General features: G+C 63.2%; 13 protein-coding genes and 1 riboswitch. Of the genes, 8 read left to right on the top strand and 5 right to left on the bottom strand.

The window, feature by feature from the left end:
- Positions 1-245: 245 nt before the first annotated feature.
- The gene (locus IB264_RS09745; RefSeq protein ID WP_107027614.1) at positions 246-389 is read right to left on the bottom strand and encodes a hypothetical protein; all 144 of its coding nucleotides are present in this window, start codon (positions 387-389) and stop codon (positions 246-248) included.
- 250 nt (positions 390-639) lie between these two features.
- Between IB264_RS09745 and IB264_RS09750 the strand changes: the two genes are divergently transcribed.
- Both IB264_RS09750 and IB264_RS09755 read left to right on the top strand, forming a co-directional pair.
- Positions 640-2,097, top strand: a complete 1,458-nt coding sequence (locus IB264_RS09750; protein WP_025427379.1) for a cobyric acid synthase — start codon at positions 640-642, stop codon at positions 2,095-2,097.
- 124 nt (positions 2,098-2,221) lie between these two features.
- Positions 2,222-2,845 carry a trans-aconitate 2-methyltransferase gene (locus IB264_RS09755; RefSeq protein ID WP_025427378.1) on the top strand — a complete coding sequence of 208 codons (624 nt, stop codon included), beginning with the start codon at positions 2,222-2,224 and terminating at the stop codon, positions 2,843-2,845.
- 25 nt (positions 2,846-2,870) lie between these two features.
- Here IB264_RS09755 and IB264_RS09760 read toward each other — a convergent pair whose 3' ends face one another.
- On the bottom strand, positions 2,871-5,099 hold the full coding sequence (locus IB264_RS09760; protein WP_025427377.1) for an adenylate/guanylate cyclase domain-containing protein: 2,229 nt from the start codon (positions 5,097-5,099) through the stop codon (positions 2,871-2,873).
- A 309-nt stretch (positions 5,100-5,408) separates the two neighbouring features.
- Positions 5,409-5,815, top strand: a riboswitch (cobalamin riboswitch).
- 137 nt (positions 5,816-5,952) lie between these two features.
- Here IB264_RS09760 and cobU point away from each other — a divergent pair.
- The 5 genes from cobU to IB264_RS09785 all read left to right on the top strand — a co-directional run bounded on the left by cobU (position 5,953) and on the right by IB264_RS09785 (position 12,585).
- On the top strand, positions 5,953-6,477 hold the full coding sequence (gene cobU / locus IB264_RS09765) for a bifunctional adenosylcobinamide kinase/adenosylcobinamide-phosphate guanylyltransferase (RefSeq protein WP_025427376.1): 525 nt from the start codon (positions 5,953-5,955) through the stop codon (positions 6,475-6,477).
- Between the two features lie 3 nt (positions 6,478-6,480).
- Positions 6,481-7,545 carry a cobalamin biosynthesis protein CobW gene (gene cobW, locus IB264_RS09770; protein WP_025427375.1) on the top strand — a complete coding sequence of 355 codons (1,065 nt, stop codon included), beginning with the start codon at positions 6,481-6,483 and terminating at the stop codon, positions 7,543-7,545.
- 71 nt (positions 7,546-7,616) lie between these two features.
- Positions 7,617-11,393 (top strand): cobaltochelatase subunit CobN, encoded by a 3,777-nt coding sequence (cobN, locus tag IB264_RS09775; protein WP_025427374.1) that lies wholly within the window; start codon positions 7,617-7,619, stop codon positions 11,391-11,393.
- A 122-nt stretch (positions 11,394-11,515) separates the two neighbouring features.
- Positions 11,516-12,160, top strand: a complete 645-nt coding sequence (gene cobO / locus IB264_RS09780) for a cob(I)yrinic acid a,c-diamide adenosyltransferase (protein ID WP_025427373.1) — start codon at positions 11,516-11,518, stop codon at positions 12,158-12,160.
- Positions 12,160-12,585 (top strand): EamA family transporter, encoded by a 426-nt coding sequence (locus IB264_RS09785; RefSeq protein WP_025427372.1) that lies wholly within the window; start codon positions 12,160-12,162, stop codon positions 12,583-12,585. The genes cobO and IB264_RS09785 overlap by 1 nt, the downstream gene beginning before the upstream one ends.
- A gap of 55 nt (positions 12,586-12,640) precedes the next feature.
- On the opposite strand, the gene IB264_RS09790 is transcribed toward IB264_RS09785, so the two are convergent.
- From IB264_RS09790 to IB264_RS09800, 3 genes are all read right to left on the bottom strand, one after another.
- A complete protein-coding gene (locus IB264_RS09790) occupies positions 12,641-13,234 on the bottom strand; it encodes an isoprenylcysteine carboxylmethyltransferase family protein (protein ID WP_025427371.1) in 594 nt (197 codons plus the stop codon).
- A gap of 286 nt (positions 13,235-13,520) precedes the next feature.
- Entirely contained in the window at positions 13,521-13,715 is a 195-nt protein-coding gene (locus tag IB264_RS09795) for a hypothetical protein (RefSeq protein WP_025427370.1), read from the bottom strand.
- Between the two features lie 547 nt (positions 13,716-14,262).
- A complete protein-coding gene (locus tag IB264_RS09800) occupies positions 14,263-15,048 on the bottom strand; it encodes a TSUP family transporter (protein WP_025427369.1) in 786 nt (261 codons plus the stop codon).
- A gap of 456 nt (positions 15,049-15,504) precedes the next feature.
- Between IB264_RS09800 and IB264_RS09805 the strand changes: the two genes are divergently transcribed.
- Complete coding sequence (locus tag IB264_RS09805; RefSeq protein ID WP_025427368.1) at positions 15,505-15,963, top strand: cobalamin biosynthesis protein; 459 nt, start codon at positions 15,505-15,507, stop codon at positions 15,961-15,963.
- Positions 15,964-16,021 lie beyond the last annotated feature (58 nt).

The raw sequence follows: 16,021 nt of genomic DNA on the forward strand, positions 1-16,021 counted from the left end.
GACCAGCGTTTTTTGGAAGCCGCATCCCTCGATAAGAGGTCGATGCGGTTTTCGCGTTTAAGGGCGTGTCGCACAAAAGTGCGTGGCGGTTCTGCGGCGACGACATGCGCAAACCCAGCGCCTCACATGCGCCGTATGGCCAAAAAAAACCGCCTCCACGAAGGGAGACGGCTGGAGGAGAAGGCGTCAGCTGCCGGAATGCGAAGCCGTGGCCGATAGGGGCCCGATCCTATGGGCCTGATGGGTCAGCCGACGTTGGACGTGCGGATGAAGCCGAGCGGGCCGAAGGGAGCGTCGAGAACGACGTTGCGAACGCGCGACTGGCTGACCGGTGCCTTGGAATTCCAGGCGATCTGAACGAAATTTGGTTTGCTGAATATGTACAGCATGGGCATGGACCTTGAGAGGCCGGACGTTTGTCGTCCGGTGTGTGTTTCGATGGCGCTGATATAGGCTCGCGCCTTATGGAATTGAATGCCAAACTCGTCACGGGATGTCGCATTTATGCTAGTTTCGGAGGGAAACTCGACAAGCTTGATGAGCGGCCGAAACAGTCCGTCATCGACGCGCCGCAAATGCGGCGAAAACGTGTCAATACAGCTCTTTGCGGCCGGTCAATTCGGTGTTACCGGTGGCCGCATGACACGCAAGATCATGCTTCAGGGAACCGGCTCGGATGTCGGAAAATCGGTATTGGTGGCAGGCCTCTGCCGGCTCGCCTCCAATCACGGGTTGAAGGTCAGGCCGTTCAAGCCGCAGAACATGTCGAACAACGCCGCCGTGTCGCATGACGGCGGCGAAATCGGCCGGGCGCAATGGCTGCAGGCGCTAGCCGCCCGCGTGCCGTCTTCGGTGCACATGAACCCGGTGCTCTTGAAGCCGCAGTCGGATGTCGGCAGCCAGATCGTCGTGCAGGGCAAGGTCGCAGGCCAGGCGAAGGGGCGGGAATATCAGGCACTGAAGCCGAAGCTGCTCGGGGCGGTGATGGAAAGCTTCGAGCAGATTTCGGCCGGTGCCGATCTCGTGGTCGTCGAGGGGGCGGGGTCACCTGCCGAAATCAACTTGAGAGCAGGCGACATCGCCAATATGGGTTTTGCGACCCGCGCCGATGTCCCCGTTGTGCTCGTTGGCGACATCGATCGCGGCGGCGTCATCGCCTCGTTGGTCGGCACCCATGCGATCCTGCCCGACGAGGACCGGCGCATGGTGACGGGCTATTTGATCAACAAGTTCCGTGGGGACGTCACGCTGTTCGACGACGGCATCGCCGCGGTCGGCCGCTACACCGGCTGGCCCTGTTTCGGCGTAGTGCCGTGGCTGAAGGCGGCCGGGCGGCTGCCGGCAGAGGATTCGGTCGTGCTCGAAAAGCTGGCCCGCGGCGAGGGGCGGGCGCTCAAGGTTGCCGTTCCGGTGTTGTCGAGAATTGCCAATTTCGACGACCTCGATCCGCTCGCCGCCGAGCCGGAGGTCGATCTCGTCTTCGTCAAACCGGGCAGCCCGATCCCCGCCGATGCCGCTCTCGTCGTCATCCCTGGGTCGAAATCGACCATCGGCGATCTCAAGGATTTCAGGGCGCAGGGTTGGGATGAGGACCTCAAGCGCCATGTGCGGCGCGGTGGCCGGGTGATCGGCATCTGCGGCGGCTACCAGATGCTGGGCGCGCGCGTCACCGACCCTCTCGGCATCGAGGGCAACGAGCGGGAAATCAAGGGACTTGGGCTGCTCGACGTCGAAACGGAAATGGCGCCGGAAAAGACCCTGCGCAACAGCCGTGCCTGGTCGCTGGAACACGACGTGCCGCTCGAAGGCTATGAAATCCATCTCGGCCGCACCACGGGTCCTGACTGCGACCGCCCTTCGATCCGCATCGACGATCGCGCCGATGGCGCCCTTTCGGCCGACGGACGGGTGATGGGAACCTACCTGCATGGGTTGTTTTCCAGCGATGCCTACCGTGCTGCCCTGCTCAAAAGCTTCGGCATCGAAGGCGGCATCGGCAACTACCGCCAGTCGGTCGATGCGGCGCTCGATGACGTCGCCGCGGAGCTCGAGGCGGTGCTTGACCCGACGTGGCTCCATCAACTGCTCGGCAATTGAGGCCCGCCCGCAGCATTTGCAGCACGCGCGCGGGGCGTTAAGATGCGTCGCGGACTGCGTGCCGCAGGCGCCGACACATGCAGACTTCTGACCACGGGATGACCGGCGCAACAGGCGGTTTGCAATGAGTGACGACGAGCGGCGTGCGCATTGGGATGCTGCCTATGCCTCCAAGGACGAGGCGGGCGTCAGCTGGTTCGAAGGCACGCCCGAGGTGTCGCTGCGGCTCATTCACGAGTACGGGCGGGGCTTGCCGGCATCGCTGATCGATATCGGCGGCGGTGCGTCTAGATTGGTCGATCGGCTGCTGGAGGAGGGCGGATGGTCGGTCGCGGTGCTTGACCTGTCTCCAACCGCGCTTGGCGCCGCACGAGCCCGGCTCGGCGCGCGCGGCGAAGCGGTAGAGTGGATCGCCGCCGACGTGACCGACTGGTCGCCTTCGCGGCAATACGATATCTGGCACGACCGCGCCGCGTTTCACTTCCTGACCGGTGCGGCAGAGCGCGCGGCCTATGTCGAACGTCTTTGTGCTGCCGTGAAGCCTTCCGGACACGCCATCATCGCCACCTTTGCGCCGGATGGGCCGAACCGCTGCAGCGGTTTGCCGGTGATGCGCTACGACCCGGCGGCGCTTGCCGAAGTAATCGGGCCGTCCTTCCGGCTGGTCGAAGCGATCAGGCACCAGCATAAGACGCCATGGAATTCAGTGCAGGCTTTTCAGTTCAGCGCGCTGCAGCGGGTACGGTAGCGGTAGCATGGGCGAGCGCAAGGGGCTAGCGGACCTGCGAGAACGTGAACGCCCTGTCGCCGTGGTACCATATGAATTCGTTTTCCTTGCCGCTAAGTCCTCCGGGATTTCGCAGCACCATTCCGCAGAGGTTCGTTGTCTTGAGCCACAGGAAGCAAACCTCGTCCCTGTCAAACTTGACCTCGACATCGGTCATGCGACCAGCGCCGATGGAAGCCCAGCCTCCTGTCAGAGTGGCCACGCCCCCGGTTGAAATGACAGCCTCATGTTCCTCGCCCGAGTCCAGCATGCGTCCATGCAGCCGATGCCCCAGGAATAGTGAGCGGGCTTCGTCGGCTTCCAGTCTGTTCCTGCCTACGAAGTCGGCGTTCATCAAGGTCTCAGGCACGCCGGCCAGGCGCAGTCCCCGGTAGAAGAGCTCGCTATCCGCCAGCTTTGCCAGATCCATGGGCGGGCTGGTCGAGATGGTGGCGGCAGTGCCACCGCGTGCGAGGCGAAGCGCGTTGAAACGAGTGATCGCTGCCTGCGCTTCCGTGTTCCGGCCGAGGTGCGCGTAAGCGGAGGCGAGAAGAAGGAAAGAACCGTCATCCTGAGGATTGAGTTCGATGCTGCGCTTCACCGCAGCCACCGACGCCTCGAAATCCTCCAGGCTGAACTGCGTCAGTCCAAGAACGTAAATGAAGAAGGACGGAGAGTGCGGATCGAGGCGCATGGCCGTACGGATATAGGGCAGGGCCTCCGCTGGGCGGCCGGCGGAGGTCAGCACGAAGGCCGTCAGCGCGTAGCTCCAGGAATCGCCGGGTTCGAGCGCGATCGCTTCCTTGAGTTCGGCGAGCGCATCGGCATGCTGCCAGGCCGCTTCGGACAGGAGAGCGGCCGCCTGATAGGCGAGCGCTGTTTTGTGTTTCTGCGCGGTCCTTAGAAATTGTAGCGCCTTGGCTCTAGCTTCGATCCGCGAGATATCAAGCCGATAATGCCAACGCCACAGGTAGACGCGCGCGTAGACCATGGCGGCGGCGGCATAGGCTCGTCCATAGGCAGGATCGAGCGCAATCGCCTGCTCGAAAAAAGGCACTGCCTTTGCAAAATCTTCGGGGGTCGTGCGCCGGTGATGCTCCCAGCCGCGCAGGAACGCATCGAAGGCCGCCGGGACCGTCGTTTCCTTGCGTCCGAAGGCCATCTGCTCGTCAGGATTCAACCGAAGCGCAAGCGCGTCGGCAATGCCGCGCATCACTTCGTCCTGCAGCGCAAAGACATCGGAAAGTGAACCGTCGAACTTGCCGGCCCAAACGTGGCCGCCGCTGAGAGAATCTATGAGCTGAGCATTGATCCGTAGCTGTTCTCCGGCACGCTGCACACTGCCTTCGAGGACGTATCGGACACCGAGTTCCTTGGACACCTGCCTGGGTGTCACCGCCCTGCCCTTGTAGGTGAAGGTCGAGTTACGCGCGATAACGAACAAGCCGGATACCTGAGCCAGCTCGGTGACAAGGCCATCGGTCATGCCATCGGCGAAATACTCCTGCCTGGGATCGTCGCTCACGTTGGCAAACGGAAGCACCGCGATCGACGGCTTGTCCGGCGCGGTCAGGTTCGGTGGTTGTATCTGGACCGTTTCCACAGGCGACTCCCAGGGCCGCCACCAGGCCACGCCGGCAGCAGCGCCGAGCACGACAGCAGACGTAACGAGTGCCGCCCAGCGCTTCGCGTGGCGCCCAGCGACCTTTACGCTGCCGGGGCGGGCTTCGTTCAGCCCCAGCCGGTAAGTCCGCACCGGCTTTTCGATATGCTTCAGGCGTTGTTCGCCGAGAAAGACGAAGCCGACATCGAGGTGCTTCTCGACCTGGTCGTAGGCGGTGCCGGAGATGATGATCCCACCCGGTTCGGCGAGGCTCTGCAGGCGCTCGGCAATGATCACTCCATCGCCGTGAATGTCGTCGCCTTCAACGATGACGTCGCCAAGATTGATGCCGATGCGGAATTCCAGTCGACCCTGATCGGAGCCGCGGCTTTCGGATTTCGCGCGCTGAACCTCCACCGCACAACGGACCGCCTCGACGACACTCTGGAACTCGACCAATAACCCGTCGCCCATGGTCTTGATCAACCGCCCGCGATGTGCGGCAATCCTTTGTTCGAACAGGCCGTGCAGATCGGCCTGAAAGCGGGCACACGTACCCTCTTCGTCGGCTTGGGTGAGCAGTCCATAGCCGGAAACGTCGGCAATCATCACGGCGGTGAGCCTGCGTTCCATCTGCCTTCCGGATAATCGAAACGACTTTCGGCTACTCTATCGCAATATCTGACGTTGCTAAAATAAAGTTCAGTTGCCGTGGAGCGTCCGCTCCGACGTCGACTACAGCGCCGCGCGTCTTACTGGACGCGCAAAGGTCGCTGTAACACTTTGAATTGCTGCATGTTTTTATCCTTAGGTCGAATACCATCTAAGGATAAAAACATGCAGGAGTGGCCTTTGCGGCCTGCTGCCGGCAAATTGTCGCGCGCCGCATCTCGACGGGTGGCGTGTCGCACGCGTCGATTGACTTTGCGGCGCCCGCTTCCTAATCATCTGACGTTGGATGGTTTCCCCGGATCGTGGCGATGCGGGGGAATAATTGGGAATGTGACGGATGGACCCAAATCGGGCATCCTTATCGCAGCCGACCCCGCGACTGTAGAACGGTCAGGGTTCGCCATCGGGCTGATAGCCGGCTTCCTTTCGATTGCATGGGGCAATCGAAGGCGGTTTGGAATTCAGCCGGAAAAGCCACTGGCGTGGCTTCGTGATCAGCCGGGTTGGACGCCTCTTCTTCTACGAATCGTCCGCCTTTCACGAAACCAGAAAACGCCGGGAAGGTGAGGCGGGCCGTTCGGGCCCAAGCATCGGTCTTCGCGTGATCACGCGGGGCGCGATGTGGTGGACTCGTGACGCCGTGAGCCAGGAGACCTGCCGTCCGACAGGGGCATTCCGCCCGAAGGGAAGCCCGCTTCCCACGCCATCACGGAGGTTGTCTTGGCTCATCGATCGTTTCCCGAACGCGCCGTCGGCGCGGTGAAATCCTGTTGCCGCTCGAATTCGCGACCAAGCGCGTGAGGCTGCAACGCACATGAGCATTTCCCATGCCGGGCCGGTTCTGGTCCTCGGCGGTGCCCGTTCCGGCAAATCCAGCTTTTCCGAAAGGCTCGTCGAAGCCTCCGGGCTCGGCATGCACTATGTCGCGACCGGCCGTGCCTGGGACGACGAGATGCGCGAGCGCATCGACCATCACCGGGCAAGGCGCGGCGAAGGCTGGACGACGCATGAAGAGCCGCTCGACCTCGTTTCGCTGCTGACGCGCATCGATGACGAGAACCGCGTGGTGCTCGTCGACTGCCTGACGCTGTGGGTCACCAACCTGATGATGGAAGGGCGCGACATGGCGGCAGAGTTCGCGGCCCTTGCCGCTTTCCTGCCGGAGGCGCGGGCGCGCCTCATCCTTGTTTCCAACGAAGTCGGCCTCGGCATCGTGCCCGAGAACCGCATGGTCCGCGATTTCCGCGACCATGCCGGCCGGCTTCACCAGATCGTTGCGGAGAAATCCGCGGAAGTTTACTTTGTCGCGGCCGGATTGCCGCTGAAAATGAAGGGTTGATCCATGACCACTGCCAGAGCCAACCAGGGCAAGATCCCGGCGACCGTCATCACCGGCTTCCTCGGTGCCGGCAAGACGACGATGATCCGCAATCTGCTGCAGAACGCCGATGGCAAGCGCATTGCGCTCATCATCAACGAGTTCGGCGATCTCGGCGTCGACGGCGACGTGCTGAAGGGCTGCGGCGCAGAAGCCTGCTCGGAAGACGATATCATTGAGCTTACCAATGGCTGCATCTGCTGCACGGTTGCCGATGATTTCATCCCGACCATGACCAAGCTGCTCGAGCGCGAAAATCGTCCTGACCATATCATCATTGAAACCTCGGGCCTCGCTTTGCCGCAGCCGCTGATCGCCGCCTTCAACTGGCCTGATATCCGCAGCGAAGTCACCGTCGATGGCGTCGTCACCGTGGTCGACAGTGCCGCCGTTGCCGCCGGCCGTTTTGCCGACGACCATGACAAGGTCGATGCGTTGCGTGTCGAGGACGACAATCTCGACCACGAAAGCCCGATCGAGGAACTGTTCGAGGACCAGTTGACCGCCGCCGACCTGATCGTGCTCAACAAGACCGATCTGATCGACGCCTCCGGCCTCAAGGCCGTGCGCGACGAGGTCGCTTCGCGCACTAACCGCAAGCCAACAATGATCGAGGCGAAGAACGGCGAAGTTGCCGCTGCCATCCTGCTCGGCCTCGGCGTCGGCACGGAAAGCGATATCGCCAACCGCAAGTCTCACCACGAGATGGAACATGAGGCCGGCGAGGAGCACTCTCATGACGAGTTCGACAGCTTCGTCGTCGAGCTCGGCGCGATTGCCGATCCGGCAGGTTTCATCGATCGCCTCAAGGGCGTGATATCAGAGCATGACGTGCTGCGCCTCAAGGGCTTTGCCGACGTGCCCGGCAAGCCGATGCGCCTGCTGATCCAGGCCGTTGGCGCCCGCATCGACCAGTATTACGACCGTGCCTGGGCGGCTGGCGAGAAGCGCGGTACGCGCCTCGTCGTCATCGGCCTGCACGACATGGACGAAGCTGCGGTGCGCGCCGCCATCACCGCACTCGCCTAACTCCTTGAAGCAACGCAATTCCAGGAAAGCCATTTCACGCTTTTCCTGGAATTGCTCGAACGGACAGAAACATGCATCTGCTTCTCGCCCAGAAAGGAACGATCGCCGACGGCAACGAGGCGATCGACCTGGGGCAAACGCCGGCCGACGTGCTTTTCCTGTCGGCCGCCGACACCGAGCTTTCGTCGATCGCGGCGGCCCATGGCCGGCGCGACGGGGAGCTGAGCCTGCGCATCGCCAGCCTGATGAACCTGATGCACCCGATGTCGGTCGACACCTATGTCGAGCGCACGGCAAGGCATGCAAAACTCATCGTGGTCAGGCCGCTCGGTGGCGCCAGCTATTTCCGTTATGTGCTGGAAGCATTGCATGCCGCCGCCGTCACCCACCGCTTCCAGATCGCGGTGCTGCCCGGCGACGACAAGCCCGATCCCGGCCTCGAGCCGTTTTCGACCGTTGAGGCCGACGACCGCCAGCGCCTCTGGGCCTATTTCACCGAGGGCGGCGCTGACAATGCCGGCCTGTTCCTCGACTACGCCGAGGCGTTGATCTCAGACGCGGAAAAGCCGCAGCCGGCAAAACCGCTGCTCAAGGCCGGCATCTGGTGGCCGGGCGCGGGCGTCATCGGCGTCAGCGAATGGAAGGCACGTGTCCAAGAGCGGATGGTCGCGGGGGAGGGATTCGAACCCCCGACAGTCGGGATCTGCTTTTATCGCGCCCTGGTCCAGAGCGGCGAGACCCGGCCGGTCGAAGCGCTGATCGAGGCGCTTGCCGCCGAAGGCATGCGCGTGTTGCCGCTGTTTGTCTCCAGCCTCAAGGATGCCGTTTCGGTCGGCACGCTGCAATCGATTTTTTCCGAGGCGGCACCCGACGTGGTGATGAACGCCACCGGCTTTGCCGTTTCCTCGCCCGGTGCCGACAGGCAGCCGACCGTGTTGGAATCAACCGGCGCGCCGGTGCTGCAGGTGATCTTCTCCGGATCGTCGCGCGCGCAATGGCAGGCCTCGCCGCAGGGGCTGATGGCGCGCGATCTCGCCATGAACGTTGCCTTGCCGGAGGTCGATGGCCGCATTCTGGCGCGCGCCGTCTCCTTCAAGGCGGCCTCGATCTACGATCCCAAGGTCGAAGCCAACATCGTCGGGCACGAACCGCTTTCCGACCGGGTCCGCTTTGCCGCCAGGCTTGCGGTCAATTGGGCAAAACTGCGCCGCGCCTGTCCGGCCGAACGGCGGATCGCCATCATCATGGCCAATTACCCCAATCGCGATGGCCGACTCGGCAATGGCGTCGGGCTCGATACGCCGGCGGGCACGGTTGAAGTGCTGCGCGCCATGGCGAGCGAAGGTTATCCCGTCGCCGGCGTGCCTGAGGATGGCGATGCACTGATCGGCTACCTGATGGCTGGGCCGACCAACGCGGCGAGCCGCGATCGCGAGATCCGCGAAGTTCTTTCGTTCAGCGATTACAATACGTTCTTCGATTCGCTTCCGAAACAGATTCAGGATGAGGTCAGCGACCGCTGGGGTGCGCCGGAAACCGACCCGTTCTTCCTCGATGGCGCCTTCGCGCTGCCGCTTGCCCGCTTCGGCGAGATTGTCGTCGGCATCCAGCCGGCGCGCGGCTACAACATCGATCCGAAGGAAAGCTACCATTCGCCGGATCTGGTGCCGCCGCACGGATATCTCGCCTTCTACGCTTTCCTGCGCAACCAGTTCGGCGCGCAGGCCATTGTGCATATGGGCAAGCACGGCAATCTGGAATGGCTGCCCGGCAAGGCCTTAGCGCTGTCGGAGACCTGTTATCCCGAGGCGATCTTTGGGCCGCTACCGCATGTCTACCCCTTCATCGTCAACGATCCCGGCGAGGGCACGCAAGCCAAGCGCCGCACCAGCGCCGTCATCATCGACCATTTGACGCCGCCGCTGACGAGGGCGGAATCCTATGGGCCGCTGAAGGATCTCGAAGCGCTGGTCGACGAATATTACGACGCGGCCGGCGGCGATCCGCGCCGGCTCAGGCTGCTCAGCCGGCAGATCCTCGACCTCGTGCGTGACATCGGCCTCGACCACGATGCCGGTATCGACAAGGGCGACAGCGACGACAAGGCGCTGGAGAAGCTCGACGCCTATCTCTGCGACCTCAAGGAAATGCAGATCCGCGATGGCCTGCACATTTTTGGCGTTGCACCGGAGGGGCGGTTGCTGACCGACCTGACCGTGGCGCTGGCGCGGGTGCCGCGCAGCCTTGGCGAAGGCGCCGACCAGAGCCTGCAGCGGGCGATGGCCGCGGATGCCGGGCTCGGCTTCGATCCGCTCGATTGCGTGATGTCCGATCCCTGGGAAGGCGCACGGCCGGACATGCTTTCCTCCATTTCCGATGCACCGTGGCGGACGGCCGGCGATACTGTCGAGCGCATCGAGCTGCTGGCGGCGGCGTTCGTTTCTGGCGAGACGCTCGCGCCCGAGGACTGGCCTGCCACCCGCACCGTGCTTGGCGAGATCGAGGCGCGACTGAAGCCATCGATCATCAACTCCGGCGCTGCCGAGATGGCCGGCTTTCTCACCGGCCTTGATGGCCGCTTCGTGGCGCCGGGGCCTTCCGGCGCGCCGACCCGCGGCCGTCCCGACGTGCTGCCGACCGGCCGCAATTTCTACTCCGTCGACAGCCGCTCGGTGCCGACGCCGGCGGCCTTTGAACTTGGCAAGAAATCCGCCGAACTGCTGATCCGCCGCTATCTGCAGGATCACGGCGAATGGCCGTCCTCATTCGGCCTGACGGCCTGGGGCACGGCGAACATGCGCACCGGCGGTGACGACATCGCCCAGGCCCTGGCGCTGATCGGCACCAAGCCCACCTGGGACATGGTCTCGCGCCGGGTGATGGGCTATGAAATCGTGCCTCTGGCGATGCTTGGCCGCCCGCGCGTCGACGTGACGCTGCGGATATCAGGCTTCTTCCGCGATGCCTTCCCGGACCAGATCGCGCTGTTCGACAAGGCGATCCGTGCCGTCGGGGCGCTTGAGGAAGACGATGCCGACAATATGATCGCCGCGCGCATGCGCGCCGAGACGCAGCGGCTGGAGGCGTCGGGCGTCGAGCCGGCGGAAGCCGCGCGCCGCGCCTCCTACCGCGTCTTCGGTGCCAAGCCCGGAGCCTACGGCGCCGGCCTGCAGGCGCTGATCGACGAGAAGGGCTGGGACAGCAAAGCCGATCTCGCCGATGCCTATCTCACCTGGGGCGCCTATGCCTATGGCGCCGGCGAGGAGGGCAAGGCGGGACGGGAGCTCTTCGAGGAGCGGCTGCGCACGATCGAAGCGGTGGTCCAGAACCAGGACAACCGCGAACACGACCTGCTCGACAGCGACGACTACTACCAGTTCGAAGGCGGCATGAGCCTTGCCGCCGAGCACCTGAGCGGCGCCCGGCCGGCGATTTACCACAATGACCACTCCCGGCCGGAAAAGCCGGTCATCCGCTCGCTGGAGGAAGAGATCGGCCGTGTGGTGCGCGCGCGCGTCGTCAACCCCAAGTGGATCGATGGCGTCATGCGCCACGGCTACAAGGGCGCCTTCGAGATCGCCGCGACGGTCGACTACATGTTTGCCTTTGCCGCAACCACGGGTGCCGTGCGCGACCATCATTTCGAGGCTGCCTACCAGGCTTTCATCGTCGACGAGCGGGTGTCAGGCTTCCTGCGCGACAAGAACCCGGCGGCACTCGCCGAGCTCTCGGAGCGGTTGCTGGAGGCGATCGACCGTAATCTCTGGATCCCGCGCTCCAACTCGGCACGCTTTGAACTGAGCGGCCGCACAACGGCTGCGGTGCGGCTTCGCGCCGGAAACGAATAGAGCAGCTCCGGGGAAAGCTTGAAACGGTTTTCCGTCCGGAGTTGCGCAATTGCAAAGAGTGAGATCGCGGGCGGTACTACGTCCGCATCCCACGATAGATTCATATGATTGAGGAGAACGTCATGAGCGAAGAAGTGGTGAGCACGGGTGAAGGTGTCGCCGAAAAGGATGATGCCCGCCATGCGATGAAGATGGCGAAGAAGAAGACCGCACGCGAAAAGATCATGGCGACGAAGACCGACGAGAAGGGTCTGATCATTGTCAACACCGGCAAGGGCAAGGGCAAGTCGACCGCCGGCTTCGGCATGATCTTCCGCCATATCGCCCATGGCATGCCCTGCGCCGTCGTGCAGTTCATCAAGGGCGCCTGGGAAACCGGAGAGCGCGACCTGATCGAGAAGCATTTCGGCGATGTCTGCCAGTTCTATACGCTCGGCGAGGGTTTTACCTGGGAAACGCAGGACCGCGCCCGCGACGTGGCGATGGCGGAAAAGGCCTGGGAGAAGGCCAAGGAACTGATCCGCGACGAGCGCAACTCGATGGTGCTGCTCGACGAAATCAACATCGCGCTGCGCTACGACTATATCGACGTGGCCGAAGTCGTGCGCTTCCTGAAGGAAGAAAAGCCGCACATGACCCATGTGGTCCTGACCGGCCGCAACGCCAAGGAAGACCTGATCGAAGCCGCCGATCTGGTGACCGAGATGGAATTGATCAAGCATCCGTTCCGCTCCGGCATCAAGGCGCAGAAGGGCGTCGAGTTCTGATGAGCCAGAGCTGGCAGTTCTGGGCTCTGCTTTCGGCTGCCTTTGCGGCGCTCACGGCAGTGTTTGCCAAGGTCGGGGTTGCCCAGATCAACTCCGACTTCGCCACGCTGATCCGCACCGTCGTCATCCTCCTCGTGTTGGCCGGCATCGTCGCGGCAACGGGGCAATGGCAGAAGCCTTCGGAAATCCCGGGGCGGACATGGCTGTTTCTGGCACTTTCCGGCCTTGCCACCGGCGCCTCCTGGCTTGCCTATTTCCGCGCCCTGAAGCTCGGCGATGCGGCGCGGGTGGCGCCGATCGACAAGCTGTCGATCGTCATGGTCGCCATCTTCGGCGTGCTGTTCCTCGGCGAAAAGCTCAACCTGATGAACTGGCTCGGTGTCGTTTTCATTGCCGCCGGCGCGCTGCTGCTGGCGGTGTTTTGAGGTCGGGTGCGGGTCCAGCCGCCGCAGGTTCCATTGGCGCGCAATCCGCGTGATTTCAGATCCACCGCCGGACGCGCTTGCAATAGGCGCCATACGCCTCGCCAAAAGCGCGGGAGAGGTACGTTTCCTCCATGCGGATCTGATAGGAGATCGATATCCAGGCTGAGAGAGTGAGCGCCACCGAGGCGACGTTCGGCACGGCCAGCACGGTGCCGGTCAGCGCCGTGACCATGCCGACATAAATCGGGTTGCGGGAAAACGCGTAGAGGCCGGAGGTGACCAGCGGCGCGTCCTGCTCCTCCGGTATGCCGATCTTCCACGAGTGGCGCATCGCCCATTGCGACAGCATCGTCAACCCGCCGCCGAGCGTCATGAGCACGAGGCCAACGGCGTGAAGGAGCGGCTTGTCGAGCATCGGGATCCGGCCGAGCGTGGCGCCGACCGCATCGGGAAAGGCGGCGATCGCCAGGAGATGAACCACCAGCGCCGCCACGATCATCCGAAAGAGCTTGCCGGCAAAACCTTCCGCGTCGTTGCCATAGGTCAGCACAACGGGCGAGCGGCCAGACTGCACGCGGCGCAGGATCGCCAGCGCCAGGGTGAACAGGCCGACGACAAGCATCAGGATGGCGGGCAGGGTGGTAAACATTGGAACCTCAAGGCGAGCGAAGGACAGCACGACGCTTCGCGGGCAGGCGGCCCCATGCGGCCCCTGACTGGCGAAGCATGAGTGGCACTCTGAAATCTCTAGCGACTAGAGGCTCAAGGTGCGGCCTTGCTCGACTTTCGTCTTGGTTACGGGAATTTCACCGGCGAGCCGACGGTGAGAGGTGACACCCGCGGGGGCCTTGGGGAGGACGTCACCGCTTCCCGCCATAGCCGCATATTGCCAAAATTCAGGGCGGCCGCAGCCGCCCTTTTTGCATTAGGCTGGATCAGCGAAAGGTCCTGCCGTTCGAGTACTTGTCGGACGATGTCGTGGTTTGGCCCGAGCGGTTTTTGCCCCATGCCAGTTCAACTTGGCCTGCAGTTTTGACAGTGGGCTTCTTCTCGGTTGGCGTCGACGGCACAGCAGCAATAGCGGAAGTCGCAAACGCGAGTGATGCCACTGCGGCGATAATAATTTTCATTGTAATCTCCTAAGTTCGAACCTCCCGCCAAGGAGTGCGGGAGACTTGGCCTTCTGTAACGGGCCTTGAGTCAATCCCTTGTGAGCTTAATCCCTCGCCGAGTGCTTGCTTCTGTTCGCAGTCGACGCTGGGCCGCTGCTCTATGGGGTCTGCTGAGGACCGGCTGGCCAATCTAGGGGCGCGCAGTCACCTGAGTGCTGCGCCCAAGTCTGCGGCCTAACCCATCCATCGTCCCGGCGAAGGGACCTCGCTCGGGGGGGCTGATGGCAGTGCCCACCCGAAACCTGTGTTGTTGTCTCCTTCCGGCTCAAGCGGCCATGGCTGGCGTCACCTTGTGGGGAATGAAGTTGGTTCTGTCCATGAGCATGTGGTGCAACACCACCGCCAGCTTGCGGGCCAGTGCGACACGCGCCTTTCTGGGACCCGCACGTCAGGCGACCGCCAACGCCCAGCTCTTCAGATCCGAGCCTTTGACCGGTCGCGTGAGGATGACGTTGGCCGCCTGCGCTCGGCAGCACAGGCAAACAGCGCGTAGGTGGGTCCCGCCTCAGAGCCCCAGCCAGATGCGCAGCGGATGTGTCGGGTCGGCCAGCAACCGGGCGGCCAGCGCGATCGAGACGACGACGAGCAGCGGCTTGATGATCTTGGCGCCTTTGGCCATGGCATAGCGCGAGCCGACCTGGGCGCCGAGGAACTGGGCGACGCCCATCATCAGGCCGATCTTCCACAGGATGGCGCCGAAGAACAGGAAGACGGCGAAGGCGCCGACATTCGAGCCGAAGTTCAGGAATTTCGTATGTGCCGTCGCCTTCAAGACGCCGAATCCGGCAAGCGTGACGAAGCCGAGCATGAAGAACGAGCCGGTGCCGGGACCGAAGACGCCGTCGTAGAAGCCGATCAGCGGCACGAGCGTCAGCGTGAACACGAACGGCGTGATGCGGCGGTGCTGGTCGACGTCGCCCATGTTCGGCTTGAGGCCGAAATAGAGCGCGATGGCAATCAGCAGGAAGGGTAGGATCGCCTTCAGAACGTCTCCGGGAACGACGGTCGCGAGCAGCGCGCCCAACACGGAGCCCGCCGCCGACATCAGCGCCATCGGCAATTGCTCTTTCAGGTTCACGTGACCGCGCCGGGCATAGGAAAGGGTTGCCGAGCCCGAGCCGAACAGCCCCTGCAGCTTGTTGGTGCCCAGCGTCTGGAGCGGCGGGATGCCGGCAATCAGCATGGCGGGAATGGTAATCATGCCGCCACCGCCGGCGATCGAATCGATGAAGCCGGCAATGAAGGCGGCAACGAACAGGAACACGAGCAGGTGGAAAGCGAGATCTTGCACGGGAGAGACTCGAGGAGGGAGGAGTATGCAGGCCTTTCTCGCCTTGTGTCAGAGGCCGCGGCGAAATGCAAAGCCTTCTGTCGTGGTGCATCTGCGATGCTCGTCGCAAGATGAGAATTCTCTCAAGAAATCAGTGCCTTATTCTGAGACTATGGGTACTCGGATGGGCGTTTGCTGTCTTCCGTCGATTGCCGGTTCTGGCGGTATGCGCGCGCCGAAGGCGAGTGGTGGGTTTCGTCAAACGCGACATGGCGATGGCGCAATCCGGTTTGACCCGTGCGGTTGCCTCCGGTAAAAATGACGGATGTGCGACGGCGTCCGCTTCTGGCGGACTGAAAGAGCGTCCGATGCGGCCGACCCAGGCAGGGGGCTGGAATCGGTGCTGTCCAGACCGACCCGGGATTTGAGCCGGGCGGCGCTTCGTGTGGATTGCCGCGAAGGGGGCCGAGGTCGACCATGAAATCATCCAGCATAGCGCGGCGACCGCCGGGACCACTCGTCCTCGGTCTTGGCTGCGAGCGCGGCACGCCGATTGATGAAGTGATTGCGCTTGCCGAAAAGGCGTTGGCGCAGGCCGGCGCTGACAAAGCCGATATCGGCTTCGTCGCCTCGCTCGACGCGAGGCGCGGCGAGCCGGCGATCCACGCTGCCGCCGAGCACTTTGCCGTGGCCGCACGCTTCTTCGATGCGGCGACGCTTGAAGCCGAAGCGCCCCGGCTGCAAAATCCCTCGGCGATTGTCTTTGCCCATACCGGCTGCCACGGTGTTGCCGAGGGCGCCGCTCTTGTCGGCGCCGGCTCGGCAAGCGTGTTGCTGGTTGCCAAGCTCACGTCTTCACATGCAACGGCAGCGATTGCCGGGCCTGCCGATCACCGTCTGGCAATCATGCCGGCAACCCTGGCGGCCGCATCATGAGCTATTTCTCGGATCGCGTTTTGGTAAAGATATGCAAGATATTTCAAATAACTATGCG

The organism is Ensifer sp. ENS11 (assembly GCF_014851895.1).
Lineage (GTDB): Bacteria > Pseudomonadota > Alphaproteobacteria > Rhizobiales > Rhizobiaceae > Ensifer > Ensifer canadensis.

What these genes read in the sequence shown, in the direction of transcription:
- IB264_RS09745 (WP_107027614.1), bottom strand. Translation starts at nt 389, where the DNA reads ATGCTGTACATATTCAGCAAACCAAATTTCGTTCAGATCGCCTGGAAT.
- IB264_RS09750 (WP_025427379.1), top strand. Translation starts at nt 640, where the DNA reads ATGACACGCAAGATCATGCTTCAGGGAACCGGCTCGGATGTCGGAAAA.
- IB264_RS09755 (WP_025427378.1), top strand. Translation starts at nt 2,222, where the DNA reads ATGAGTGACGACGAGCGGCGTGCGCATTGGGATGCTGCCTATGCCTCC.
- IB264_RS09760 (WP_025427377.1), bottom strand. Translation starts at nt 5,099, where the DNA reads ATGGAACGCAGGCTCACCGCCGTGATGATTGCCGACGTTTCCGGCTAT.
- cobU (WP_025427376.1), top strand. Translation starts at nt 5,953, where the DNA reads ATGAGCATTTCCCATGCCGGGCCGGTTCTGGTCCTCGGCGGTGCCCGT.
- cobW (WP_025427375.1), top strand. Translation starts at nt 6,481, where the DNA reads ATGACCACTGCCAGAGCCAACCAGGGCAAGATCCCGGCGACCGTCATC.
- cobN (WP_025427374.1), top strand. Translation starts at nt 7,617, where the DNA reads ATGCATCTGCTTCTCGCCCAGAAAGGAACGATCGCCGACGGCAACGAG.
- cobO (WP_025427373.1), top strand. Translation starts at nt 11,516, where the DNA reads ATGAGCGAAGAAGTGGTGAGCACGGGTGAAGGTGTCGCCGAAAAGGAT.
- IB264_RS09785 (WP_025427372.1), top strand. Translation starts at nt 12,160, where the DNA reads ATGAGCCAGAGCTGGCAGTTCTGGGCTCTGCTTTCGGCTGCCTTTGCG.
- IB264_RS09790 (WP_025427371.1), bottom strand. Translation starts at nt 13,234, where the DNA reads ATGTTTACCACCCTGCCCGCCATCCTGATGCTTGTCGTCGGCCTGTTC.
- IB264_RS09795 (WP_025427370.1), bottom strand. Translation starts at nt 13,715, where the DNA reads ATGAAAATTATTATCGCCGCAGTGGCATCACTCGCGTTTGCGACTTCC.
- IB264_RS09805 (WP_025427368.1), top strand. Translation starts at nt 15,505, where the DNA reads ATGAAATCATCCAGCATAGCGCGGCGACCGCCGGGACCACTCGTCCTC.